Below are 26569 nucleotides of genomic sequence, written 5' to 3' on the forward strand. Positions count from 1 at the left end.
TCACCGATAACGGGTAGGGTTTCCTACCTCGTAATGACTTGCTGTAATAGGCAGCAATCGGGCACTCCAGCTCTCTCCAAGGTAGAAGTACTTCCATTTGGTTGAGAAATTTCTCTCGGCGAGTCACCTTACGTTTTTTGGCCTGGCCTTCGGCATCGGAGAAGCTGAGTTGTGACATATTCCTGCCCTTGCTAACTGGAAGATGGATTATCGCCTATTTTGGGGTATTTTTCAGAGGTGCCCTAGGTATTCAATATCAGCTTCGCTGTTGCTGACACTCTTGAAGGTCTGTAGCGCACCTGATGCCAAATCTAATTTCCCCAGCCAAATCAGTGACTCTATTGTCGCAATGTAAATACGCCCACCACCAACTATATTTAAAAGGCCGAACTCTTCGAATAGTCCAACGAGACGCGCCTGATCCCTATCACTGATCGCTGAGACATATAGCCATTGCAAGTAAACACTTCGACTAAAGCATTCAACCTGATTTTTTTTCAAAGAGCTATAGATGTGCCTGTCAAGTTCAGTCCCTTTTAAAAAAGAAACTAAACGCGCACGAGCGATAATAAATGCTGCCCTAAGCTTCAAGAAACTCATGCACACCAACCTGACTTAAGGCAATCATCGATTGCAGATGGATTACACCCATCACCAGGAGCCACTGGAGGCGCAGAGAAGCCATCTGATGGAAATGAATCGAAAAAGTCTTTCGCTTTATCCATAAATCTCTGTTTCCTGCCAGGCCCAGTCGAGTTAGGGTCATATTTACCATTCCTTGTTGCATCATGCGGCTTTTCTTTCAGCTCCGGCCGAGAGTTTTCATTTCTATTTCTCGCGTACTCCTGCAACCGCTTCGAGTACTCCTGAAGAGACTCCCCTCTCCTTTGACTGGGCACAGAAGGACGCGGAGCAGACACTGGCGGCCTAGGTGTGACAGGAGGTGGCCTAGCCATCAAACCATCAGGATCCACCCAGTTTATCGGATTCTGATACGCATACCCAAACGTACTCAACCCACCATTTAACCCAATCGGATCGCTCTGCAGGTAACGCCCCAGCTCAGCGTCGTAGTAACGATGCCAGTTATAGTGCAGGCCACTTTCGCTGTCGTAGTACTGCCCTGGAAAGCGGATATTAAAGGCAATCTGGTTGTCGCTAAGGGTGCTTTCACCAAACGCTTTTTGCTCAAGGCTCCAGACTTTATTTTGCTGGCTGTCGCTTAGGGCTTGCGGTGTGGCCAGGTGGTCGTTGTGTACAAAATACAGCTGACCGTCGGTGTAATAACCCACCAACTCATTGCCCAGCCATAGGTATTCTCGGGTGGTGACCGGGGCTTCGCCGCCGTGAGACACACGCTCGCTGATCATTTGGCCTTGCAGGTCGTAATCGTAATAGGTGATTTGATCGCCTTGGATTTTTTGACTGCGCAGCTGATTCGGGAAGTAGCGATATTCCGTGGTGCCATCGCTGGTGGTCAAAGTGCTGATATGACCAGTCGGGTCGTAGCTGAACTGACGCTCACCCAGTTGCGTGGTTTGACCCAATTCATTGATCACCACGGCTTGTGCATTCACACCTTGAATGCTGTCCAACTGATGGGAGTTGCTGGCGTAGCCATAGGTGGTGCTACCGGGGTTTTCACCGCCCAGGTTGTCGTGGCTTAAGCGGTAGCCAATGCCGTCGTAGGTGTAATCATCTTGCTGGCCGTGCTGCTTGGCTTGGGTTAAGCGCGATAATAAATCGTAATCGAAGTCATGTTGCTGGCTGCCCCAATCGCCTTGTTGCTGAATGGCTTTAACGCAATGTCAACAGTCGGCAGGATGTTGGCTAGTGCTGCCGTCCAGGAAGCTCCTGCGGACACAGCCATTGCCAACTCAGGCGGCCTGGAAAACCTAAGCGCCAGACCGCACCCAGAGCTTAGGATGGGGGGCTCAGTAGTTTCCTGAAGCCGATGTTTTCTAAAAACGCTTCTATTTCCGCCAGGCCCCATTGCCCTCCTTGAGGGACCTTATCCCTCACGCCGGGCAAGCGAGCGATTGAAAGCGTACATCGAGGCAGCTTCTGCTAGGCGAAAAGTAATAAAAAAGCGCAGCTTACCTGCAGTAAGTGAGCATGTGACCGGGCTCGCGATCGAGACATTTTTAACGCAGCAGAAACAACACAGATAGCTTAAAAATTCTCTAAGCCCTATGCCCTCCTTGAGGGATCTTATCCCTCACGCCGGGCGGGCGAGCTCCCTGCTTTGCGCTGCTCAGGCCGTTTCCCTTCGTTACCAATGCTGTGGTCGCCGCAACGCCAACAGCCTGCATCCCGGCAGGATGTTGGCTGGTGCTGCCGTCCAGGCAGCCCCTGTGGGCACAGCCATTGCCAACTCAGGCGGCCCACTAAGGCGCGGAAAACCTATGCGCTAGACCGCACCCAGGGCTTAGGGTGCGCCTCAATTAGTTGCTGCAAACCTTATCAAATTCATTTTGCCAATACTCATATTCTTCCTCGCTTGCTTTCCATACATCCAATGTCCGCATAAGCTTCTCCTTTCTACAAAAATGAACATAAGCGTTTAACCGAAGTACAAGGTTTTGCTCATTCATCGACCACAAGCTCTCGGCTTGGGCCATGTTTATTTCAAAGCTCCGCTCGTCATTTTTATATATGGAAGCGTTAGCCTTAATCAAATTACATATATAATAATCTGTGGAACAAGAAGGCACCATGCCAAAGTACCTCATGAGCCGATGTAGATCAGGACTACCACTTTCAATAGCGAGTAAGACTACATAGAGAGCCTGAGAATATTCGTAACCCACACTCAAGTTCAGATCATCCAAACGGATGGAGCTAGATTTAGACAATCTAACGAACTCGCATTCGAATACAAGCTCGTTGTTGTTTTTACAATATTCATTCGCAGTCTCGTAACCTATAAATCGTGCCAGAGCGAAAACCTTATCGCCATAGTCGATATCGCTATTATCTATCAATCTGTAGGCAACACTATTTTCATTGGATTTACTTACAGCCTTTAGAAGTTCATTGGTACGGTACAAATAGGATTTCTCATTAATACCGCGCATATCGGTATAGATACCACTCTGAAGCTGGCACGCATAGCGATAATACCGGGAAACTGTTGTGTAGTAGTCGTGACTACACAGAGCCTCTACATTGTCAGTGAGAAGATATAGCTCCCCCTGCATGATAGACTTAGTCGTTTTGTCCGACGCTTCATTTATGAGCCTCCGAGCCATATCGACGTCACCCATCTTAATCTTTCCAACAAACTCTTTTAGCTCACCTCCCTCTGCGACTCTCTCAATATCAACAGCATCCATACTTTCGTTGCTGGCATAGCAGTAGCCTGAGAACAACAATACCAATCCAAAAAAAACAGACACGATTTTACTAGTCATTGTTTTAAATCTCCCGGCCCAGACTCGATACAGATACATCCATTCGCTTTGTTTCTTACAGGTTCAACTGATGTCCCAGGACAACTATTAGCATTATTTTGGTCCCACGGACACCAAGTCCTTTTGCATACTTGGCGCCAGCGATTCTGAGGGTTCCAAAATGGCGATGTGCCAGTAAAGGCTGGATCATTTAGATTCGATATGGCCTCATGCCTAGCAGGATTGATCCATTCACGCATGCTTGTTTCTCCCCGAGTGGAATTTCCCTCATAATAGGTTCTACTCGTACCTCGAATACCGTTACTACTATTTCTAGGCGGAGGCGCTACTCCGACTCTAGCCAATCCATTCGGATCAACATACATCAACGGATTTCCGCCAACATACCCAAACGTACTCAACCCACCATTTAACCCAATCGGATCGCTCTGCAGGTAGCGCCCCAGCTCAGCGTCGTAGTAACGATGCCAGTTGTAGTGCAGGCCACTTTCGCTGTCGTAGTACTGCCCTGGAAAGCGGATATTAAAGGCAATCTGGTTGTCGCTGAGGATGCTTTCACCAAACGCTTTTTGCTCAAGGCTCCAGACTTTATTTTGCTGGCTGTCGCTTAGGGCTTGCGGTGTGGCCAGGTGGTCGTTGTGTACAAAATACAGCTGACCGTCGGTGTAATAACCCACCAGCTCATTGCCCAGCCATAGGTATTCTCGGGTGGTGACGGCGGTACCGCCACCGTGAGACACACGTTCGCTAATTAACTGGCCTTGCAGGTCGTAATCGTAATAGGTGATTTGATCGCCTTGGATTTTTTGACTGCGCAGCTGATTCGGGAAGTAACGATATTCCGTGGTGCCTTCGTTGGTGGTCAAAGTACTGATATGACCGGTTGGGTCGTAATTAAACTGACGCTCACCCAGTTGCGTGGTTTGACCCAATTCATTGATCACCACGGCTTGTGCATTCACACCTTGAATGCTGTCCAACTGATGGGAGTTGCTGGCGTAGCCATAGGTGGTGCTACCGGGGTTTTCACCGCCCAGGTTGTCGTGGCTTAAGCGGTTGCCAATGCCGTCGTAGGTGTAATCATCTTGCTGGCCGTGCTGCTTGGCTTGGGTTAAGCGCGATAATAAATCGTAATCGAAGTCATGTTGCTGGCTGCCCCAATCGCCTTGTTGCTGAATGGCTTTAATGCGATTAATGGCATCCAGGGTGTATTGACGCTGACGCACGGGGTCGATAGCAGAAGTCGACAATAAGCGACTGCCGGTGAGTTGGCCGTCCAGTTCGTAGTCGCGCTGCAAGTTTAAGCCGTTACCATAAGTTAGCGATTCAATGGCATTGCTAAAGGCTCGGTAATTCACATCCGACACCACGGTTTGCAATGGCGCAGCGCCATTGGTCTGCCAGTGCAAGGCGGTGATTTGACCGGCCAGGTTGTAGGTTGGTTTTAACTGAGCACCGCTTGGATACACCAGCGCCTGCAGCTGACCATTGGCGGCGTAGTGCCACTCGGTGATGGCCTGGCTGGTGTTATTGGCCGACAGCAATGTGCGCTTAATGACTTCGCCTGCGCCGTTGTAATGGTAGCGAGTCACCTGGCCCTGACGGTCTTTGACTTCACTTAAACGACCAATCGAGTTAGCGCTGCTGTTCAGGTCGTAGCGGTATTCCACCGTGCTGTTGTCGTGATAGGTGGTTTTAACCAGCCGGTTAAGGGCGTCGTATTCATAAGTGGTGACTTCGTTGTTGGCATTTGTGCTTTGCGTGCGGTTGCCAGCCGGGTCGTATTTAAACGTGGTGGTGCCGGTATCTGGGCTGATGATTTTTTCTAAATCACCAAAGTAGCTGTATTTGTATTCGGTTTTTTTGCCTTCTGGATCGGTCACCGAGGTGATCTGATCGTCGGCATTGTAGGTGTAGCGGGTTTCACCATTATCGGCATCGATGTATTTGCTTAACCGACCGAGGGCATCAAATTCAGACTGGCTTTGTGTGCCCAGCGCATTGGTGTAAGCAATGGCATTGCCTAAGGCATCGTATTTTGTCAGATCACCTTGTTCGCCCGCCTGAGCATCTGGCTCAATCGACTGGCTTAAGCGGCTGAGCTGGTCGTACACAGCTTTGTGCTGACGCTGCAACGCACCGTTCACATCAAGCACATCGGTCTGAGTGACGTTGCCAGCTAAATCCACGGTCAGTTCAATGCGGTTGCCCAAGGCATCCGATACCGACGTTAAGCGACGTGCATCGTCATAACCGTATTGCACCCAAGCGCCATCGGCTTGAGTCACTTTTTCTAATAAACCTCGGGCGTCGTAAGCGTATACCGTCGTGCGATCGACCAAACCATCGGTACTGAATAAGCGCAGCTGTGTTAATTGACCGTCGTGGTTGTATTGCTGTTGGTAAGTGGCGCCATTGCCATCTTGCCATTCGCTGATACGGCCATAAGCGTCATAAGCCAAAACCTTTTGCTGTAACACACCCCCGACCCAGACTTCACTCAAACGTGAGCGGTCGTCGTATTTAATCTCGGTGATGTCATTAACGTCGGTGCGTGGGCCGTCGACTGAAGCCAATAAACCTTGCTCGTTATAGGCGTAGGTGGTGATGCGGGTGGGCTGTCGATAGGCAGAAACATTCATCTGAGTCAGACGACCTTGGTCGTCGTACTTCATGGCACGATTCCACATACCATTTAATCGAACGTTGCTCACTAGGCCCGCAAAACGGCTGTCCCAGCTGTAATTGGTTTTATGCGTAAATCGGCGATTACCCTCCATGCGGTAGGTTCTGTCGACCGAGGTAATCTGTCCGGTTCTGCGATTCACGCCTTTCTTATGCGACACACCCAGTTCATCGGTCATATCGATGTAACGGCTGGTGTAGTCGACGGAGGTACGCGGCAAGGCTCCACTGCTCAGCTGTTCTGAACTGGCACTGCCACCGATCACTTCCACCACACGGCCATGTGGGTCGTTAATGACGGTTTTTTGATGCCCCAGAGCGTTAGTGACTAACGAGCCCACGCCTTGGTAATCAATGGTCACTTTTTCTGCACCACCGGCATGGCGACTCTCGATGGCCAAGCCTTGATGGTCGTATTCCCAACTGGCGTACTCAACGCCGTTGGCATCAACAATGGCCGCTAAACGGTAGATCTGAGTGACCGTATCACCGCTGTTTACATCGGTGATATCGATGGTTTTATAGCGATAGGTTTCCCACCCTTGTGAGCCGAGCTGAGTGCCAGTTAACTGACCTTTATCGTCAAAACGAAACTGGATGTCCTCGCCACCGCTGGTGCTTAAACGCACCAAACGTTTATGTTCCGGATCGTAGTGGAACTGCAGTCGATAGCCTTGGTAGTGAGTGATGGCATCAATGCGACCCAAGTCGTCATACACCAGGGTTTGCCAGCCACCTTGTGGATGTTCGATACGTATTAGCTGACCGTCACTATTAAACGTTTCTCGAACGGCATTTTTCTTAACCAAAATCGCGCTGCCGTCTGCTTGACGAGTCACCGTGCCCAGGCTGGATTTAAAGACCGATCCTGATTTTGAAAAGCGAATCAACTCACCTTGGTCGTCTTGATAGAAGGCACGGGCTGGTGAGGTAAAACGCAAACTCACCTCGAAGCTATGGCGCATATTACCCAACGGAGCCGGGGCTTTGATATCCTCAGCATCCGGGAAAAGAGTGCTATTTTTACGCCATTCTACATTCTTTAATGTGTACTCGATCCAACTAAGTTTATCTCTGTCTTTATCGCGCCACAGTCTTTGATTACGATCGTTTTTAGAAGGCATCGAGCGATAAAGGCGACTAAACACAACCGGGAAGTGGCCTTGTCCTAACACAACATCAGGCCCAAAGCGCTGTATTTTTTCACCCGTGGTTACGTCAACTGGGTTACCCGCTGTTTTAGCGTGACACATTTGATCCGGCGGTTGCACTCTATCAAGAAAGCAAGTGCCCGTATCCCAGTCCAGACTCTGACCAGCAGGGCAGTGGGTGATACACATTTGTTGCTCGCTGTCCCACTGGTATGGGTTGGGGCATGTGACGCAATCGTAGCGATAAACACTCGCGGAGACATATGTACCACTCAGCTTTCCAGTACTTTTCAGAATTTTTGCTTTCATCCAAATATCCTGGGAAGTGATACCACCTTTTTTCAAGCCGCGATTAGCTGGCAGAGTGAGCGCAAATCGCCAATCACTCACAGAAAATATGCTAGGAGGTGGGGGTGGCTTGGTGTAATTTATACCTTCGATGACAGCGCTGAACGAGTCCTGCTTACAGTATTGGTTAGTCGCCGGATCATTTGCTCCCGCCGCGCAAAAAAACGTGCCTGCACTTGAGCAAAATTTCTCCGCCTGCGCTCCGACAGCCCCCAACAGCATCATCCCTAATATCAGCCATCTGCCAAGCGAACGCATGCGCATATCCTCTGAGCGAAAAACCGCGCATCATAGTGGCTCAACCAGCGCTGCGCAATCGACCATTAACGCACTTTGAGTTGCGACAAGGATGCACACCAGCACTACGAGCAACTGCGAACATCCAACCTAAAAACTACCTGCCACCCCACCGTAAAAACCGAACAAGCTATTGACATCCACTACAGTACTGGTATTAGCGCCCGGGCAACCGATATAATCGCAGGCTTTTATTTGCCCCCTTAGGTGATTTATGTCGACATTCCGCCGCAGCGATGTGATAGCGCTGGGTTTTATGACCTTTGCCCTGTTTTTAGGTGCCGGTAACTTAATTATTCCCCCGGATGTGGGCCGCCAGGCCGGTACGGATTTCTGGCCGGCCACGTTAGGCTTTCTAGCAACCGGGGTTGGGCTCCCGCTGCTAGGTGTAGTGGCAGCTGCCATGTGCGGTGGCGGTTTGCGTGAAATTACCCGGCCACTGCCAGTCTGGGCGGCGATTGCCTTTGGCATGGCAATTTATTTATCCATCGGGCCATTGTTCGCCATTCCGCGTACGGCCACGGTGGCGTTTGAAATGGGCACCTCGCCCTGGCTTGCCAATGGCAGTGAATCGAAGATAGCGTTGGCCATCTACACCCTAGTGTTTTTTGTTGCCAGTGCATATTTAGCACTGTCACCGGGCAAATTGATGGACCGCATTGGCCGCTATATTACGCCGGCCTTAATCCTGGTATTAATCGTCATGGCTGCCGGTATTTTGCTGGACCCGCAAGGCAGCGCTGGCAGCCGCAGTGAGACCGTCGCCCAAGGCGCCTTCGCCTTTGGCTTTATGCAGGGCTACCAAACCATGGATGCCCTGGCCTCGGTGGTGTTTGGCATTGTCATTATTCAAGCCATTCGCGAGCGCGGTATTAAAGACCGTGCCTCCATCGCCCGCTACACGCTAATGGCCGGCGTCATTGCGGCGTTGTGCTTGTCGCTGGTGTATGTGCCCCTGGCTTGGTTAGGCGCCACTAGCCATAGCGTTGCCAGCCAATACGACAACGGCGGTCAATTAATTGCAGTCTACATCACCGAAATTTTTGGTCCTGCCGGCCAGTTAATTCTGGCGCTGGTGATTACCTTGGCATGCTTAACCACTGCAGTAGGCCTGCTCACCAGCTGCGGCGAATACTTTAACCAATTAATGCCGAAAATTTCTTATCGGGTGTTTGTGGTTGTACTGGCGATTTTCAGCGCATTGGTGGCCAACCAAGGACTGTCGCAAATCATTCAACTGTCGATTCCGGTGTTGGTCGCTCTGTACCCACTCACCATGACCTTAATTGGCTTATCTCTGGCGCGCCCATGGATGCGTGACCCGCAGCGGGTGTTTGCCTGGGCCATGGGTGTAACCGCCATCATTGCCTTGTACGACGGTTTGGCCGTTGCCAAGTTAACCCCCGTCGGTTTAGAAACCTGGTATCAACAACTGCCCATGGCCAGCAGCGGCATGGCCTGGCTGACCCCAGCGCTGGTGGCTGTAGCCATTGGTTGGGCGCTGCAAAAGCGCGGGTCTGAGAACATCGCGAGCATGGGCTCTTAAGGAATAAAATAGAGCGGCCGTTCGGCCGCTTTATTCTGCACCGCTGTTCGATGCTTTATTATTGAAACACGATCTGCTTTGGCTGAGCCATGCCCTCAGCGCGCCACGTCTGCCAATGAATATTCAATGCGCTAGCGCCGCCGATGTAATGCTCATCCAATAGCGAATAAGCGGTTCTGCGATAGCCGCGTTTGTACTCCTGCACCAGGCGCGTAATAAAACTGCGGCCGTAGCTTTTACTGAGGCTAAAATACACCAGCTGCCCCGCCATAGCTTGATGAATGGCTTGGTTGAGATTCTGCTGCCGCCAGGTGACATTATTGATTTCGACAAATTCACGCACTGGCATCAGTTGCTGCTGAGCCGCGATTTGTCGATGGTTTAACGCATGCTGGTGAATCACAAAGCGCCCGCTATCGTCGTACTCAAGGGTTTCCATTTGCTCGGCCAAACCTTCATTTAACCAGGCAGGCATGCGCTCGGCGACGGAGGCAAAAATAGCGTGGCTGGTTTCGTGCTTGATGGTGCGATAAGTGCTTTCAATGCCCCCTAAGCTCTCTGGATGCAGAAACACCGCAATTTGATGGTGATCGTGCAGGTAGACCCCCAACGACGGTGGCACCTTACTGTTGGTTTTGGCCGCCAAATAGCGGCGATACTCGCTCATGTCGGTTAATACATGAATGCTAACCGGCACCTTGCGATAAAAATCGATAAACAGAACGCGGTCAAAAAACCGATAAACGCGGTTAACGTCATCCTCGATGCGCTCAGCGTCCAATTGCGGCAAGGGCTCGCCCGCAGCAGCGGCGGTAGAAAAACCATTGGAATAGGTCAGTTGAATATCAAAGCCACGCCAACCCGGCGATGACTCCACTTCCACCTGTTGGCGCTCAACTTGCGGCGGCGGCCGATCACCAAAATGAACCTTGCCATTGGCATCCGTCCAACGGTAAATGCCTGCGGTAGCAACACTGGCCAGACTAATCAGAGCGATTACGGCTGCGCTCCGCAGGCACATACAATTGCTCCAATAAATATTGCTTAAAATCATCTGGCCAAGGCTGTTGCTCGGCGGCCACTTGCATGCACAACAGCCAAGCATCGCGCTCCGCTGGCCCTATTGCCAAATGGCGATGGGCCACGGGAATGCGAATCGGACCGTATTTTTCGCTGAACAGTTTGGGGCCACCGAGCCAACCGCATAAAAACCGCGCCAACTTATCGCGCGATTCGGTTAAATCCTGCGGGTGCATGTCACGAATGGTACGCGCCTCAGGCAAGGTCTCCATGGCGTCGTAAAAGGCATCCACCAGGGCTCGAACGCCCGCCTGCTCGCCCGCCGTTTGATACGAAGTATCGCCGTCACCGTAGGCCATCAGGCAAACTCCTCCATAAAATCCAGTGCAGCTTGGTGGCGAATGGTGCGCCTGTGATTGGCCCACAATTCTTTGACTTTTTCTTGGTTGCATTGCTGGCGGTCAACTAAGACACGGGTTTGCAACTCACCCTTTTTCTGACCGCCTACCAAAGGCACCTTGCTGAATACGAACTGATTAGAGATCAAGTCCATAAAGGGGCCAGACTTACTGGTAGGCATAATAAACAACAGCTGCAACCCTAGGCTCTCGGTCAAATAATGAATGACCTCTTTCGAGCGGGTTTCGTCCATTTTCGAAAAGGCTTCATCGACCAGCACCATGCGCAGGTGCGTATCGCCCTCGTTAAAGCGAAAGGCTGAAGTAATGGCCGCCGAGCGAATAATGTACGCCGGCGTTTCCAACTGACCGCCCGAACCGGTGCCGTATTGCGACAAGGCAATGGGGTCTTTATTGGCGGGCTGCTTATAAATCTCGTAGGCGCGGTAGTTGCGGTAATCAGAAATCCGCTCCAACTCACGCATGGCCTTTTGCTCATCTTCATCCAGCAGCATCGACATCAGCTGATCGCGCACGCGCTTGCCGCTGGCAGAGAGGTCGGCGTTAAACAAGGTGGTGCCATCACCTAGGTTCGGGTTTTTGATGATTTCTTCAAAGAACTGCCAGTATTCCTTGTACTCTGCCACCCAATCCCAATCAAACCAGTAGCGCTCGCGGTCGGCACCAAATTCATGGTGGGCCAGCTCTTTATTGAGGTCTTCTAAAATGCGCTTGCCATCATTGATGGCCTGATAAATGGAGTGACACAAGTTAGTGACAAACGCATTGTTAAAGCTTTCACGCAGCTGAATCAGCTGATCTTGCTTTTCTACCAGAATGTTATTTTTCAGGCGGTTATGAATGCGCTCCACTTCGCGCTCCAGCGCACACACGCAGCGGAAAAACTCGACACCGTGCTCATCGCGGTAATCCGGCGTATAGACGATGGCATCCATGGTCTGACAATTCAGGTTGTGTTCATTAATATTGCGCTCGATCTCATAGGCCGTGGAGTTCAACTCCTGAGCAATGGATTTGCGCTGATTTTCCACCGCCTCCGGCGGACTGTTTTTGGCTTCGTCGTCTGCTTCTTGCAGGCGTTTTTCCAGCTCAAACTCCGGCCAGACGGAAACAATTTGCCGCAGGTTTTGCTCTTTTTGCTCGGCATGCTCGGCGGTTTTTTCTTGCATGTCACTGAGGTTGCGACACAGCTTTTCACTGTCGTTGAGCTGTTGCTGCAAGCGCCCCAGCTCACCATCTAGGTCTTTGATGACTCCGTCTAACTCATCGCCTTTGTCTTTTAATGCCTGGAATTCATGCTCCAAATGGGAGAAGTCCGACACATCTACCTGATTAAGCGATTGCTCAGCACGCTGCATTTGATAATGCACATCCAGCATGGATTGCATTTGATCGGCAAACGTTACGTGGCGCAGCAGATTGATGGCGTCCAGCAACTGCTCAACTTGGCGCAGTTGAAAACTGGCTTCATTGGCTTGCTCAGCAATGGCATCCAGTTCAGCGCGCTTGGCACTGAGGGCTTTTTCACGCGCCCCCAAACCAAACACCAACTCACTGTCGTCTAAGTCACAGCGATAAATCGAATAAGCACCGCTGCCCAGGCCGTCACGCGTCACACCGCGGCGGGTTAAGCGCAGGGTGTCGGTATCTTCGACTTGCTCAACATTGCCGTAACTGGCCGCCAAAAACGCCTTGGCGGTGGCGTGTTCAAAATCCATTAAGTGCAAAATGGAGTTGGCCGGCAAACTGCGGCGCTCGGCGTCACGGCGGGCTTTTTCACCCTGAATGACCCGCGCGCGGCTGCCGCCAGGAATGGCGCGCAAAATCTGTGCGGCTTCGGCTTCGTATTCGCGCTCCACCAAAATGCTAAAGCGGGCACCGCCAATGTAACCTTCGATGGCGTTTTGCCATTGCGGGTCACGTACCTCCACATAGTCGGCCAATACTTGCGGACTGGCCTCGGGGCATTCGCGTCGCAACACCTCCAGCGCTTGGCGCACATGGCCGGGGTAATTTAATTGGCGCGCTTCCAAACTGTCGATGTCGGCCTGTTTTTGCGCCATGCGACTGTTTAATTGCTGCAACTTTTGCTCGCGCCGATCAACCAATTTGGCGATTTGATCACGCAAGCTTTGGCCACTGCTTTCCAGCTCGCCGGAGTGAAAGCGCTCGCGCCATTGATTTAATAAGCTTTGCTGCTGGCGCGCTTCATCCAAGTGGGCCTCTAGTGGCGATAAATCGATCCAGTCGCGGCCCATGAGTTTGCGCAAGTCCAATGCGCCTTGGTCTTTTATTGCCAGTACATCGCGCGCTTGTTCCAGCAGTTTTTTCTGCCCTAAGCTGGGTATGTCTACCGCCACGGCGGTTTTTTGCAGCGCCCCATGCACCAGCTCCGTGGCGCGCAGGCTGGCTTGCAGTAATTGCTCTTGCTCCAAAAGCGGCATGGCTAGCTTCTGCAACTGCTGCTTGCCATCGGCAATGGCTTGCTCGGCTGCGTCTTTATCTTGCAGCGCATCAATGCCCCGGCGCTGGGCTTCCATCGAAATCAGCTGCTCACGCAGCTGCTTGCGCCGCTCCTGAGCCACACCGCGATCTTTTTCGGCGCGAGCAAAGCGCTCGCGAATGTCTTGTTGCTGCTCTTTGGCTTCTAAATAATTGCGCTGATCGTGCAAAAAGCGACTGCGGGCCGCCGTGTATTCGAGCACGTTGTAATCGATCCATTGATCGATGTAGCGATTGGCCGCACCCCGGGTGTTGTTTAACCGCTCAATGGTGTGGGCCAATACATTGGCATCGGACTCCATCGCATGAATGGTTTTCATCAAATCCGAAACGCTGCGAATGGCGTCACCTAAATCTTTGGCTTCAAGAATTTCATTTTGCACAAAGCCATTGATGCTTTTTACCGGCTTGTAGGCCATAAAGCGCGAAAAGGTACGCGCGGCATTCATCGCCTCACGCTCTGGCACGGCATCGTTGCGACCGCGCAAGGCACCATATAAGCGCCGCAAATACTGCTTTTTGGTGTCGTATTTTTCGATGTTTTCCAGTGCCACGCGCTGGCGCAAATGACGGGCAAAGCGCGCTAACTCTAATACTTGGCGGCTGCCATCTTTATCGACGGTAAAATCAGACAGCGTTAGCTGCTCGCCGGCAACAATATAAAACTGCAAATCATTTTGTCGCGCCACCGGCTGCGCACCGGCGCGATCAATGCTGGCGCTGACGCCAATCACGGCGGTAAAAGGCTCGCCACTTTCACCTTGCGTGGGGTGAAACACGGCCGCCAAATAGCCCACCGCACCATTGGGGCGGGCGTAGCTGCCATCGTCACAACCGAGCACATAGGACGCCAGGGTTCGCACGTTTTTTCCGCGCCCACGCTGGGTGGCTTCGTCTTGGCCGGGGTTAAAATGAAACAGGGTATCGTGCGCCGCCGTCATTACGGTTTGAATGGCATCGGCGGCGGTGGTTTTACCCGAGCCATTGCCGCCAGACAGCAAATTAATGGGGCCAAACTCAAATTCGGTGGCGGGAATATTGCCCCAATTGACGTAAACGAATTTCTTCAAAAACATCGGGCTTATTCTCCAAATAAACTGGCTGGGCTGGCTTTTTCACCAGCAGGTTGTGGGGTTTCCTCAACGGCGGGCTTATCGTCCTCTGCCTGTGCTACAACATCGCTGGCTTGCGTATCGTCGGCCTGTTCGACATCGGCCTGTTCGACATCGGCCGGTTGACCGTCATCGGTCTGTTCAGCCACACCCGCTTCCGCGCTGGCAGTCGCGGCCATGTCTTCTACGACTTCGGCGGTCTGTTTTTCCTCGCCTTCCTCGATTTCCTTGACTTCCTCGGCGGCATTGTCTGACGCTGGTGGGGTTAACTCAGACAGCACGTCATCGCTGACATAGCTCATTATCATCGGGCGAATGCGCAGCCACACATCGCCGTCCGCCAGCTGCTCTTCATTGGCCAGCTGCACCAAGCGCAGTTGCTTTAAGCGGCGAAACAGCTGTTTGCGTTCAGTCAGCTGCTCGGGCAAGGTGCGCTTCAGCAGGTTTTTCATGGCAATGCTCAGGCTCTCGAAGGACACCATGACACAGCCTTGCTCATCGACCTGGCCTTCGCGCAGGGCTTTGTCGTACTGCGCACGCAGCACCAAAATCAGCGCCACTTCTTGCTGATTTAATTTAAGGCGCAGCGCCTGGCCGCCCGCTTGCAGCGGCTCTTCCATGCCCGGCACCTGAGCACCCGGCGGAAATAAGCGCACAAACTGAAAGCGTCGATCGTGCTGCACGCGCACACCGATCAAGGATAAATAGTCCGCCACTAACGCCTCCAGGCGAATGTAGCGGTCATACAGTTGTTGTTCGATTTGGCTTTCGTCGCGGCAAATCACGCCGTAGTCCAGCAGGCGCACCAATAACTCGGAAAAATCGCGCTGGTCTAGGCCTTCTTTTTCTAACTCTTGCTCTATGGCTTGCAACATAATCAGGGCTCTTTTTGTACCAGTTCCAGGGTGAAATGATCTTTGCTTAAGAAATATTCGCCAGGCTCGTCACTGGCGCTGTCGTCTGGCATCACCTGGAACTGAAATTCACTCGATAACGCGTCGGCGGCGCCCAAGCTAATGGCATGGGCGACGGCAAGAAAATCTTGTGCGCTGTCAATGGGTAACTCACGGGTAGAGACCACCTTGCCCTCACGCAGATGCTGGCGAATGTAGCTGCGCACCGCTTGCTGATTCACCAAGAAGGCTTGGTCCAGCACTTGTTGAATGTAAATATCGCGCCGCGCTTCGACGTCAAAATCGCCACTACCTTCATCTAGGCTGGCATCAATACGGCGGCGCTGGCGCGCATTGGCCAGGCGCACTTGCGCAGGGTCGACCAAGGCAATGTGCGGCACCGTCATCTGACGGGCGGCCTTGGCCAGCAAGGTATCTTGCTGCTCGGGGCTGGCCGCCGCCAACTGCTTGCACACCGCCAGCACATCGTTGTGCTGCTGCGAGGCCAAGTAGCTCATTTGGCGAATAATAATGTCGGCGCGCTTGGTAAAGCTTTGCAACGCCCGGCGCAAGGCGGGCAGCATGATGTCGCTGGCGTTGCGCAAACGCTGCTCGATGCCGTCCAGCAACAACCACAACACTGACTGCCCTGGCTGGGCCAGCTCGGGCAACAATTCGCGCAAGCGGCGCTCAATGGCGGCCTTGTGATCTTTGTCTTGGCGGCGAATTTCGCTGATCAGGCTTTGAATGCGATCGCGGTGCTTTTCGACGTTATCCGCCGACAGCCGCACCGACAAATCGGGCTGAAAGCGCTTCTCCATAAAGTCGAAAAAGGCTTCGCTGGCGCGCTGCACCAGCAGCTGATCTTCCATTTCCCGCACCAGATCGCGTTTGCGCTCCTCCAGCTCGGCAATGACATCGGTAAAGTCGCTGATGATGCGCTCCGAATACTCATAGGCATCGAGCAAGTCATAGACATCGCCACGCTCTAGATAAGCCTCCAGCGAGTTGCGGGTATTGCGGGTATTGCGATGGCGGGTGCGCGCCGAGGTGCGACTGTCGACCAGCCAAGGCTCAGTAAACAAACGGCCATAGCGGGTAAAGGCAAAGGTGCTTTGCAAGCTGGCTTCGTCGACTTGTTTTTCCAGCCAGCCATGCTCGATCAGCAGGTTGAGAATCCAACCGGCCTGCTCGCGGCTGTTGCGAAACCGCCCTTCGCCATCACCATCCTCGCCTGGCGAGGCCAGCAACGGCGCCCGCACCAGTGCTTCTTGAAACACTTCAATCACGGTGTCACGACCGATGGCCTGGCCGTAATCGGCGCTACTGGAGCTGTACAGCCGTCGATACAACTCGCTTAAGCAATGCTGTACCTGAGCCCGGTACTTGCCCGTCAGTGGGCGAAAAAACTGCAGCCGTTCCTGATCAAAAAACATACCCAGCCGTTACTCTAAAACCTTCATCAAACCGGCAACGATACTCAAACCCTGGCGCCAGCGCTACCGGCAAACCGTGACGCACTCGCCAAACAAGTCTGCGCTCGTTAGTATCAGGACAATCCGGCATGCGATACGGACGCCGGCCAGCGATTGGAGCTAAGCATGCAGCAACACCAGGAAGTCGAAGACAAGGCCCTGTTCTTCCCCATCGGCACAGAGAAGTTCATTGAACTGTCACTGGCCACCTTCGGCCTCTACAACCTCTATTGGAGCTGGTGCCACTGGCATCAGGTGCAACGCCGCGGCGGCGCCAACCCCTGGCTGATGATGGCCATTTGGCCGCTGAGCCAATGGTGGTTGTATCAGCGAGTGTATCGCCAAGCCGTTGACGATGGCGACCAGCCCCGCTGGCAGCCGCTGCGGGCGTACTTGTTGTTTATTCTGCCGTTGCTATTGAGCCTCTGGTTTGTCGCCACCGGCGACCGCGACGGTTGGTTTTTGGCACTGCTGCTGACCCTACCGAATGCTCAGGTCAACCTGACCATTAACCGGCTGCACGACAGCAGGCTGCACTTTTTTGTTCAAAATACGGACCTGACTGCGGTTGAATGGGCCATACTGATAGCCGGCATGATAGCTTGGGTCAGCTTGATGGTGTTTGCACTGGCCTACTGACTCACGGGCCGAAGGACAAATAACAATAAAAGGAACGTCAGGTGCAGCAATTTCTATTTTTTTGCCTAGGGCTGTTGTGCCTGCACGCCAGCCACGCCGAGCATCCCAGCCACGACGCTGCCCAAGCTTTTGGCCTAGGTGCCCAGCAACTGGTTGATGACAGCCGCCAACTCACGCTGAGCCAAGTGCGCCAGCGGCAGGATTGGCAACCGACCCAAGCCGAGCACCCCAACTTTGGTTACACTGATGCCGCCATCTGGTATCAACGCCGCGTCACCTTAACCGAGCAGCCCCTATGGCTGTGGATTCGCTACTCCTTGCTTGATCGCGTCGATTTATACGTATGCCCAACTAACAGCCCCCAGAGCACCAGCCAATGTGAGCATCAGGCCAGCGGCGACAGCTTGGCATTTAGCAACCGCGCGCTGCAACATGCCGATTTACTGTTGCCGATAAAAGGCCAGGGCGAGGTCGAGCTTTTTTTGCGAGTCCACAGCCAAGGCACGCAGCAACTGCCCGCTTGGCTGCTGCCTGACGATCAAATGCACGATTCGCTGCAATCCTATAACTTGCTGCGCGGCGGCTTTTTGGCCGCATTATTGGTGATGGGGCTATATAACCTGTTTATTTTCGTCACCACCCGCGATCGCAGTTATTTGCTCTATGCCGGCTTTGTATTGTCTTTTTTGCTGCTGCACATGACCTACGAAGGCTCCGCCTTTCAGTTTTTATGGCCAAACTGGCCAGCGTTTAACCAGTATGCTTTGCCACTGTTTTTTGGCCTTAACCAGCTAGTCATGTGCGCTTTTGTGAGTCGCTTTTTGCGCCTCGCCGAGTACAGCCAGTTAATGCATGCTGCCTTTGGTATTTATGCAGGTCTGGCGGCGCTGTCGATGCTGTTGTCATTGCTACTACCTTATGGTTGGGTGCTGGCCTTTCAAAACCTACTCAGCACTTTTATCAGTGTCTCGGCCTTGGCATGCGGTCTGCGTTTATGGCGCCGTGGTGAAATGGCGGCGCGCTACTTTTCTATTGCCTGGCTGGTGTTTATCGTCGGCATGGTCATTACCAATGTGCGCTCGCTAGGCTGGTTGCCAACCAATACCCTGACCTTGTTCAGCTATCAAATTGGCTCATTTATCGAAATCATTTTGCTGTCAATGGCCTTAGGTGAGCGCATCGCTAAGTTGCAGCGCAATGAACTGGCAGCCCGCCAACAGCGCCTGCAAAGCCAAGAGCAAGCGATTCATTATTTACGCAGCTTTGAAGAGCTTTATCACAACTCGCTGTCGGGTCAGTTTCAGTTAGATGCTCAAGGACGCTTTACCAAATCCAACCCGTCATGGCGGCGCATGCTTGGCCTAGCACACTGCGACACCGAGCGTTTACCGCCGTTTGGCCATTTGTTTCATGCCAGCGCTATGTCGTCTTTTTGGCACACTCTAAAGCAAGAGGAGCAGGTGCAACGCTATGTATTGGAGCGCGGTTACGATGAGCAACGCAGCTGGCTCAGCATTACCATGCGCCGGCGGCGCCAAGGAGAACTGGCCGGCTCTAACACCGTATGGATTGGCTCAGCGCAGGACGTAACCCGTCAGTATCAGCATGAGCTAGACGTGCGCCGCATACAGGAAGAAAAAACCCGCTCGCTGCGCCAACTAGTGATGGGCGTGGCGCATGAAATGAACACGCCATTGGGCAATATTCAAATGGCGCAAAGCTTTTTGGCCGAAAACATCGCCGCGGTGCGCGACGATGATTTGCGCTTGCAGCTACAGGCCGCCAGCCAGCACATCGACCAAGGAATTGTTCGGCTAAAAGATTTGAATCAGGTGATGAAAAACTCAGCGTTAGTTGACCAGCAGTCGTCGCCGGAGCTGATTCAGCTGCATCATTGGTTTAGCCACTGGCGCCGCGAAACCCTGCGGCTAGACCCAGAGCTGGCGCTGACCATCACTGTCGACACCGACGTTTCACAATGGCAAGGCAACAGCGATGCATTAGAGCGGGTTTTGAACCAGCTGCTCGACAACAGCCTGCGCCATAACCCACAACTGGCCAGCACTCATACACTCACGATTGATATTCAGGTCAGTCAACCAGCCCAGCAGCTCAGCGTGCGCTACCAAGACAACGGCTGTGGCATTGCCGCCGATGAGCGCGAGCGAGTGTTCTTACCGTTTTATACCACCCGCCGCCAGCAAGCGGGCAGCTGTGGTTTAGGGCTGTATGAAAGCTATAACCTAGTCACCCAAGTATTAAACGGCACGATACAGTGGGGCGATGGCCCAGGGTTTGATTTATGCCTATTGCTGCCGGTCGAGACTCGGGCTAACGCTGAAGCAGCGCCGCCCTTGTCGGCCTGAGTTAATGCTCCCTGCTACAGCTGTGCGGCTAGTTCACTGGCCAGTTTAATAGCGCGTTTGGCGTCTAGTTCGCCGGCAAACTCCGCACCGCCCACCAAGTGCAAGCCAAAGGTTTTGCTGCTGTCTTGCTCTAATTGCTGGTGCAATTTATTCACCGACACTTGGCCTGCGCACAGCACCACGTGGTCGACATCGAGCACGCGGGTTTCTTTTACTTCTTCGCCCTCTTTGCCAGTGGTAATGGTGATGTGCAAGCCGGCATCGTCAACCTTGTCGTAGCTAACGCCGCCAATGGTTTCAACGCCTTTCATTTTCACCACCGCACGGTGCACCCAGCCGGTGGTTTTATTCAAGCCTTTGCCAAAGCGCGAGGCTTTGCGCTGCAGCATATAAACTTTGCGTGGCGACTCCTCGATATGCGCTGGCTTTAAACCGCCGCGCGCTGAGTTGCTGCCATCTACGCCCCACTCTTTCATCCAGGCGTCTTTATCTAGGGTAATGGATGGGCCTTCGTGGGTCAGATATTCCACCATGTCGTAGCCGATGCCGCCGGCGCCCATAATGGCGACCTTTTTACCCAGTTGCAGGCCTTTATCCAATACATCTTGATAAGTGACCACCTTGGCGTGATCGACGCCCGGCATATTCGGCACGCGCGGCTCCACCCCAGACGCCACCACGACCTCATCAAACCCTTCGGCTTTTAATTGCTCAGCATCGACCCAAGTGTTGAGACGCAAGTCGATATTGTGCACTTCGATCATTTTGTGGAAATAGCGAATGGTCTCGTAAAACTCCTCTTTGCCGGGAATTTTCGCTGCGTAATTAAACTGACCGCCAATATTGCCGCGCGCTTCAAACAAGGTGACCTTATGGCCGCGCTGCGCCGCGACATTGGCACAGGCCAAACCGGCCGGGCCAGCACCGACCACAGCGATTTTTTTCGGCTGGGCCACTGGCGTGTATAACAGCTTGGTTTCATGGCCAGCGCGTGGGTTAACCAAGCAGCTGGCGCGCTTGTTTTCAAAGGTGTGGTCCAGGCAGGCTTGGTTACAGGCGATGCAGGTATTAATTTCATCAGCGCGATTCTCGCGCGCTTTATTGGCCCACTCAGGGTCGGCCAACAGCGGTCTCGCCATAGAAATCATATCAGCCTGACCACTGGCCAGAATCTGCTCGCCTACATCCGGCATATTAATGCGATTCGACGCCACCACAGGCACAGACACCGCGGCTTTTACTTGAGCCGTCACGTCGGTAAATGCCGCCCGCGGCACTGAAGTGACAATGGTTGGCACCCGTGCTTCGTGCCAGCCGATACCTGTGTTAATCAGGTTAACGCCGGCTTTTTCCAGCTCTTTGGCCAGCTGAATCACTTCGGCCATGTCCGAGCCGTCTTCGACCAAGTCGAGCATCGACAGACGGAACATCAAAATAAACTGCTCACCCACGGCGGCACGAATGCGACGCACCACTTCCAGTGGGAAGCGCATGCGATTTTCGTAAGAACCGCCCCATTCATCGGTACGCTTGTTGACGCGCTTATTCAGCATTTGGCAAATAAAATAGCCTTCCGAGCCCATGATCTCGATGCCATCGTAGTTGGCCTTTTGGGCTAGCTTGGCGCAGCGCACATAATCATCGACGGTTTTTTCGATTTGCTTGGCGCTTAGTTCTTTCGGTTTAAAAGGCGTAATGGGCGATTTAATCGCCGATGGAGCGACATTAAAGGGGGTATAGCCGTAACGTCCGGCGTGCAGAATCTGTAGCAGGATTTTGCTGTCTGATGCCGCCTCATGCACCGCCGAGGTGACTTTTTTATGAAACGGCACTTGCCAGCCGCTAATCAGCTTGGAGCCAAACGGCAGCAAGTCACCACGGCGGTTAGGGGCAAAGCCACCGGTGACCATCAGGCCGGTACCGCCGCGGGCACGCTCGGCAAAATAAGCGGCCATTTCATCAAAGTGCCAAGGGCGGTCTTCTAGGCCGACGTGCATCGAGCCCATCATGATGCGGTTTTTCAGTTGGGTAAAACCCAAATCCAAGGGTTCAAACAGATGCGGATACTGACTCATCAAGGGCTACCTAAGGAATGATTGTGATGAGCGCAGTTTACCCTGACAAAGCGCCGGGTAAATGACCCAAGTGTGCAAATAAAAAACCCAAGTGCGCAAACTTACACACTTGGGGCATCTTAAGCACTCAGTCGTCGCTGATCTCAATGCTCGGCATGGCCTGGCGGTTTTGCGCCTGGCGCATCAAGGCTACGGCTAAGCGGCGCGCGGCGTGGCGATACATCATCGACACTTCCGAGCAATCATCAGCGGCCACCACCGGCGTGCCAGCATCGCTTTGCTCGCGAATGTATTTAGACAGCGGCAGCGAGCCCAGCACTTGGGTATCGTAGCGCTGCGCTAACTCATCGGCGCCATCTTGGCCAAAAATAGGCTCGGCATGGCCGCAGTTGGAGCAAATATGCATGCTCATGTTTTCAATCATGCCCATCACTGGAATGTTCACCTTATTGAACATTTCAATGCCTTTTTTGGCATCGGCCAAAGCAATGTCCTGCGGCGTGGTAACAATGACCGCACCCGATACCGGAAACTTCTGACTTAAGGTCAGCTGAATATCACCCGTGCCCGGGGGCATATCGATGATTAAATAATCCAGCTCGCCCCATTGGGTTTGCGTCAGAATTTGCTGCAGCGCACCGGCGACCATAGGCCCGCGCCACACCATAGGCGTCGATTCAGTGACCAAATACGCCATCGACATGGTTTTAATGCCGTGGGCTTCAATCGGCACAAACCATTTATTGTCGATGGTTTCTGGCCGCGTGCCCTCGTCTACACCCAGCATAATGCCCTGGCTAGGGCCGTAAATATCGGCGTCTAACAAGCCCACTTTGGCGCCGTCTTTGGCCAATGCCAGCGCCAAATTTACAGACGTAGTCGACTTACCGACACCGCCTTTGCCCGACGCCACGGCCACAATGTTCTTAACCTGCGCTATGGCCTCAACACTGTTTTGGCTCTTGCATTCCAGCACTTCCCAGCTGATTTTAACGCTGGCCGATTGGCAGCCGTCGATGTTTTCTATCGCCGTTTGCAGCATTTGCTCGACGCCATTGCCCAAGAAGCCACTCGGGTATTGTAAGTGCAGCGCCACTTCGATCTCGTTGCTATTGCTAATGCTCACGCTGCGCAGCGCACCAGCACTGACCAAATCGCTGTTTAAATACGGATCGATGTAGCCCTGGATGGCTTGCTCAACTTGAGACTGGGTTATTTGGCTCACGGTGCATCCCCTTAGATCACAACCTTTACTCTCGATGGCGCGATTGTACGCCCGGAAAGGGCAAATGTCAGACTGCCGCGCTCGGATTTATAGAAGTTGCTGTTTCAATCCGCGCGCCCGTGAAGGACGCGACGATTTACTTAGGTGCTACGCTCGCGGCAAAGGAGGTTTCAATCCGCGCGCCCGTGAAGGACGCGACGCCGAGCTAAGCCACCAGGCGATAGCTCAGCGCGTTTCAATCCGCGCGCCCGTGAAGGACGCGACGGCTGGGCTTCCGGCGATTGCCGGGAAAACAGGGTTTCAATCCGCGCGCCCGTGAAGGACGCGACTTGATCAATAGTCAGCTTTGATTTTTTTACAACTGTTTCAATCCGCGCGCCCGTGAAGGACGCGACGATCATTTGACTTTTCCTACACCGAAGAAGCCAAAGTTTCAATCCGCGCGCCCGTGAAGGACGCGACGGCACTGCGCTGAGTTGGTGGCTACGGCGATACAGTTTCAATCCGCGCGCCCGTGAAGGACGCGACTAGGCAACAGTTCGATAAATCGACCAATGCCAGAGTTTCAATCCGCGCGCCCGTGAAGGACGCGACGGTCCTTTCTCGTAAATTTTCAGAGTACTATGCTCAGTTTCAATCCGCGCGCCCGTGAAGGACGCGACGTGCAAAGCGCGGGCATCTATGCTCAGCTTGCTGACGTTTCAATCCGCGCGCCCGTGAAGGACGCGACGCTTTGTCTTCTTGGCCATGGGCTTTACCGGCAAGTTTCAATCCGCGCGCCCGTGAAGGACGCGACGTGCCGACCGGCCAAACACGCCAAACTTCATCGAGTTTCAATCCGCGCGCCCGTGAAGGACGCGACCCGCAGGAATGCGGCCAACTTCGTTGACTGCCATGCCAGTTTCAATCCGCGCGCCCGTGAAGGACGCGACTAAAAGCCCTGTTGATACGTGCACAGACTGACCGGTTTCAATCCGCGCGCCCGTGAAGGACGCGACTTGGCGACACGCCAGCAACAAAAACCAGAGCTTGAGTTTCAATCCGCGCGCCCGTGAAGGACGCGACTGGAAGTACTCCTGCGAGCACTACCTGACAAACCAGTTTCAATCCGCGCGCCCGTGAAGGACGCGACCTGCCTTGTCTATTCCAAACCGACGCATATGCGAGCGTTTCAATCCGCGCGCCCGTGAAGGACGCGACTGCACCCGCAGGGTAGGCTGACTGGGCCGGTGCTGTTTCAATCCGCGCGCCCGTGAAGGACGCGACTTGTTGTAACGCTGGGTCTGCCGACCGTAGAGCTTGTTTCAATCCGCGCGCCCGTGAAGGACGCGACTAGTGGCGGGTTTATGTCATTACAGACTCTAATCGTTTCAATCCGCGCGCCCGTGAAGGACGCGACCCCACGCGATCTAGCAGCACTGCAAACGTACATCGTTTCAATCCGCGCGCCCGTGAAGGACGCGACCGGTTGCGTGCTGGGTGAACTCGCCAGATGATTTGTTTCAATCCGCGCGCCCGTGAAGGACGCGACATATCAACGTCTTGATAAAGCGCCTCCGTAAACCGTTTCAATCCGCGCGCCCGTGAAGGACGCGACCGCACCGATCGCGCCAATGCCTGTAACAATAGTCGAGTTTCAATCCGCGCGCCCGTGAAGGACGCGACACCCGTGGGATGCCCACGGCATCAAAACCCACTGGGTTTCAATCCGCGCGCCCGTGAAGGACGCGACGCCAGTCGTGGCGTCAGATTTTTGCGGGATTCGGTGTTTCAATCCGCGCGCCCGTGAAGGACGCGACATGGGTGTCAACGCTGGACTTCGAAGACGCTAGGGTTTCAATCCGCGCGCCCGTGAAGGACGCGACTCACATCATCCCAAAATCGCTTGGAGGTGGAGATGTTTCAATCCGCGCGCCCGTGAAGGACGCGACCCGTCGCCAGAATAGTCGCAGAAGCGCCCGTGATGTTTCAATCCGCGCGCCCGTGAAGGACGCGACTATAGCGGCAGGAGAGGGCCTGCGATCTTGATGCGTTTCAATCCGCGCGCCCGTGAAGGACGCGACGCGATTTATAGCAATATGGATCGGCCATACAACGTTTCAATCCGCGCGCCCGTGAAGGACGCGACCTTCGCGTATCGCCTTTTTGCTGCCAAGCTCTAAGTTTCAATCCGCGCGCCCGTGAAGGACGCGACTGTTCGATCTGGTACAGGGCTTAGACCTGACAACAGTTTCAATCCGCGCGCCCGTGAAGGACGCGACGCGATCAGTTTGACTACAGCAACGGCGGAGCGGAGTTTCAATCCGCGCGCCCGTGAAGGACGCGACCGACTGGCAGTAGGCGCACCAGCTCCTCGTTGCTGTTTCAATCCGCGCGCCCGTGAAGGACGCGACACGCGGTCATTAACCGGCGCTCTTGTTTTTTAGCGTTTCAATCCGCGCGCCCGTGAAGGACGCGACTTCCAACCCACGAAATTCAAAGCCTGGCATTCCAGTTTCAATCCGCGCGCCCGTGAAGGACGCGACGCTGATAGATCAGCTGACAGCCAAGGGCGTGGCAGTTTCAATCCGCGCGCCCGTGAAGGACGCGACACCCTGGCATGCCGCAAGAGGGCTGCCACTGCGGCGTTTCAATCCGCGCGCCCGTGAAGGACGCGACCTGCTGGTGCGTCCGCTTGCCTTCATTGCGCGGATGTTTCAATCCGCGCGCCCGTGAAGGACGCGACCCTCGACCGTGCGCCAGTGGCACAACTCATAAGCGTGTTTCAATCCGCGCGCCCGTGAAGGACGCGACTCCACAGCGCAGACGATCACCGACCTTACTGGCGAAGTTTCAATCCGCGCGCCCGTGAAGGACGCGACGGTATGGCGCAAAGTTGTAAGTTTGTGATTTTATTGTTTCAATCCGCGCGCCCGTGAAGGACGCGACCCTTCTCGCCTTTGATGTGCGGCAGCAGTTCGATGTTTCAATCCGCGCGCCCGTGAAGGACGCGACGCAGTAATCCTGCAGGCGCTGCTCGTCATACTCAGTTTCAATCCGCGCGCCCGTGAAGGACGCGACCTGCGGCTCGTCGTTGTTACCCTGATAATTACCCGGTTTCAATCCGCGCGCCCGTGAAGGACGCGACAGCATTCACTTTAGACTCCCAAATGTCATCGATTGTTTCAATCCGCGCGCCCGTGAAGGACGCGACTGGCGTAATCAGGCAGCGCTGTTCCAGTCAGCTCGCGTTTCAATCCGCGCGCCCGTGAAGGACGCGACAAAACGCCTCAACCCCACCATTATTTATCTCCTGTTTCAATCCGCGCGCCCGTGAAGGACGCGACAACCCCGCCTTGATCAGTCGCTCCAACGAAGACCGTTTCAATCCGCGCGCCCGTGAAGGACGCGACGCTTAATTATT

The 26569-nt window shown here is 53.7% G+C and carries 14 protein-coding genes and 1 CRISPR repeat array (1 of these 15 cut by a window edge); of the genes, 3 read left to right on the top strand and 11 right to left on the bottom strand.

Annotated elements, in window-relative coordinates; all coding sequences use genetic code 11:
- Positions 1-231 precede the first annotated feature (231 nt).
- From IE090_RS07485 to IE090_RS07500, 4 genes are all read right to left on the bottom strand, one after another.
- Complete coding sequence (locus IE090_RS07485) at positions 232-600, bottom strand: hypothetical protein (RefSeq protein ID WP_189387750.1); 369 nt, start codon at positions 598-600, stop codon at positions 232-234.
- The gene (locus tag IE090_RS07490) at positions 597-1793 is read right to left on the bottom strand and encodes an RHS repeat domain-containing protein (protein WP_505656084.1); all 1197 of its coding nucleotides are present in this window, start codon (positions 1791-1793) and stop codon (positions 597-599) included. The genes IE090_RS07485 and IE090_RS07490 overlap by 4 nt, the downstream gene beginning before the upstream one ends.
- A gap of 651 nt (positions 1794-2444) precedes the next feature.
- A complete protein-coding gene (locus tag IE090_RS07495; RefSeq protein ID WP_189387752.1) occupies positions 2445-3413 on the bottom strand; it encodes a hypothetical protein in 969 nt (322 codons plus the stop codon).
- Positions 3410-7063 (bottom strand): RHS repeat-associated core domain-containing protein, encoded by a 3654-nt coding sequence (locus IE090_RS07500; RefSeq protein ID WP_189387753.1) that lies wholly within the window; start codon positions 7061-7063, stop codon positions 3410-3412. Before IE090_RS07500 ends, IE090_RS07495 begins: the two co-directional genes overlap by 4 nt.
- A 1045-nt stretch (positions 7064-8108) precedes the next feature.
- On the opposite strand from IE090_RS07500, the gene brnQ reads away from it, so the two are divergent.
- Positions 8109-9440, top strand: coding sequence for a branched-chain amino acid transport system II carrier protein (gene brnQ, locus IE090_RS07505; protein WP_189387754.1), 1332 nt, complete (start codon positions 8109-8111; stop codon positions 9438-9440).
- A 58-nt stretch (positions 9441-9498) separates the two neighbouring features.
- On the opposite strand, the gene IE090_RS07510 is transcribed toward brnQ, so the two are convergent.
- The 5 genes from IE090_RS07510 to IE090_RS07530 are packed head-to-tail and all read right to left on the bottom strand — an operon-like array spanning position 9499 to position 16822.
- Positions 9499-10461, bottom strand: a complete 963-nt coding sequence (locus IE090_RS07510; protein ID WP_189387755.1) for a DUF4124 domain-containing protein — start codon at positions 10459-10461, stop codon at positions 9499-9501.
- Positions 10424-10819: a group II truncated hemoglobin gene (locus IE090_RS07515; protein WP_189387756.1), complete on the bottom strand. Its 396-nt coding sequence runs from the start codon at positions 10817-10819 to the stop codon at positions 10424-10426. The genes IE090_RS07510 and IE090_RS07515 overlap by 38 nt, the downstream gene beginning before the upstream one ends.
- On the bottom strand, positions 10819-14457 hold the full coding sequence (locus IE090_RS07520) for an ATP-binding protein (RefSeq protein WP_189387757.1): 3639 nt from the start codon (positions 14455-14457) through the stop codon (positions 10819-10821). Before IE090_RS07520 ends, IE090_RS07515 begins: the two co-directional genes overlap by 1 nt.
- A 5-nt stretch (positions 14458-14462) precedes the next feature.
- Positions 14463-15368, bottom strand: a complete 906-nt coding sequence (locus tag IE090_RS07525) for a DUF4194 domain-containing protein (protein WP_189387758.1) — start codon at positions 15366-15368, stop codon at positions 14463-14465.
- Positions 15369-15370: 2 nt separating this feature from the next.
- Positions 15371-16822, bottom strand: coding sequence for a Wadjet anti-phage system protein JetA family protein (locus IE090_RS07530; protein ID WP_189387759.1), 1452 nt, complete (start codon positions 16820-16822; stop codon positions 15371-15373).
- Positions 16823-16987: 165 nt separating this feature from the next.
- On the opposite strand from IE090_RS07530, the gene IE090_RS07535 reads away from it, so the two are divergent.
- Both IE090_RS07535 and IE090_RS07540 read left to right on the top strand, forming a co-directional pair.
- Complete coding sequence (locus IE090_RS07535; RefSeq protein ID WP_189387760.1) at positions 16988-17500, top strand: hypothetical protein; 513 nt, start codon at positions 16988-16990, stop codon at positions 17498-17500.
- Positions 17501-17541: 41 nt separating this feature from the next.
- Entirely contained in the window at positions 17542-19866 is a 2325-nt protein-coding gene (locus IE090_RS07540; protein ID WP_189387761.1) for a 7TM diverse intracellular signaling domain-containing protein, read from the top strand.
- A 14-nt stretch (positions 19867-19880) separates the two neighbouring features.
- Here IE090_RS07540 and IE090_RS07545 read toward each other — a convergent pair whose 3' ends face one another.
- Both IE090_RS07545 and apbC read right to left on the bottom strand, forming a co-directional pair.
- The gene (locus IE090_RS07545; protein WP_189387762.1) at positions 19881-21941 is read right to left on the bottom strand and encodes an NADPH-dependent 2,4-dienoyl-CoA reductase; all 2061 of its coding nucleotides are present in this window, start codon (positions 21939-21941) and stop codon (positions 19881-19883) included.
- 127 nt (positions 21942-22068) lie between these two features.
- The gene (gene apbC / locus IE090_RS07550) at positions 22069-23166 is read right to left on the bottom strand and encodes an iron-sulfur cluster carrier protein ApbC (RefSeq protein WP_189387763.1); all 1098 of its coding nucleotides are present in this window, start codon (positions 23164-23166) and stop codon (positions 22069-22071) included.
- Positions 23167-23267: 101 nt separating this feature from the next.
- Positions 23268-26569: direct repeats of the CRISPR family, unit length 32 nt; unit sequence GTTTCAATCCGCGCGCCCGTGAAGGACGCGAC (it continues 121 nt past the right edge of the window).

This window comes from Bacterioplanes sanyensis (assembly GCF_014652515.1).
Classification (GTDB): Bacteria; Pseudomonadota; Gammaproteobacteria; order Pseudomonadales; family Oceanobacteraceae; genus Bacterioplanes; species Bacterioplanes sanyensis.

Bases quoted from the DNA above. Each gene is read 5' to 3' on its own strand.
- IE090_RS07515 (WP_189387756.1), bottom strand. From the start codon at position 10,819: ATGGCCTACGGTGACGGCGATACTTCGTATCAAACGGCGGGCGAGCAG.
- IE090_RS07545 (WP_189387762.1), bottom strand. From the start codon at position 21,941: ATGAGTCAGTATCCGCATCTGTTTGAACCCTTGGATTTGGGTTTTACC.
- IE090_RS07500 (WP_189387753.1), bottom strand. From the start codon at position 7,063: ATGCGCCATAGCTTCGAGGTGAGTTTGCGTTTTACCTCACCAGCCCGT.
- IE090_RS07485 (WP_189387750.1), bottom strand. From the start codon at position 600: ATGAGTTTCTTGAAGCTTAGGGCAGCATTTATTATCGCTCGTGCGCGT.
- brnQ (WP_189387754.1), top strand. From the start codon at position 8,109: ATGTCGACATTCCGCCGCAGCGATGTGATAGCGCTGGGTTTTATGACC.
- IE090_RS07525 (WP_189387758.1), bottom strand. From the start codon at position 15,368: ATGTTGCAAGCCATAGAGCAAGAGTTAGAAAAAGAAGGCCTAGACCAG.
- IE090_RS07510 (WP_189387755.1), bottom strand. From the start codon at position 10,461: ATGTGCCTGCGGAGCGCAGCCGTAATCGCTCTGATTAGTCTGGCCAGT.
- IE090_RS07495 (WP_189387752.1), bottom strand. From the start codon at position 3,413: ATGACTAGTAAAATCGTGTCTGTTTTTTTTGGATTGGTATTGTTGTTC.
- IE090_RS07530 (WP_189387759.1), bottom strand. From the start codon at position 16,822: ATGTTTTTTGATCAGGAACGGCTGCAGTTTTTTCGCCCACTGACGGGC.
- IE090_RS07535 (WP_189387760.1), top strand. From the start codon at position 16,988: ATGCAGCAACACCAGGAAGTCGAAGACAAGGCCCTGTTCTTCCCCATC.
- IE090_RS07520 (WP_189387757.1), bottom strand. From the start codon at position 14,457: ATGTTTTTGAAGAAATTCGTTTACGTCAATTGGGGCAATATTCCCGCC.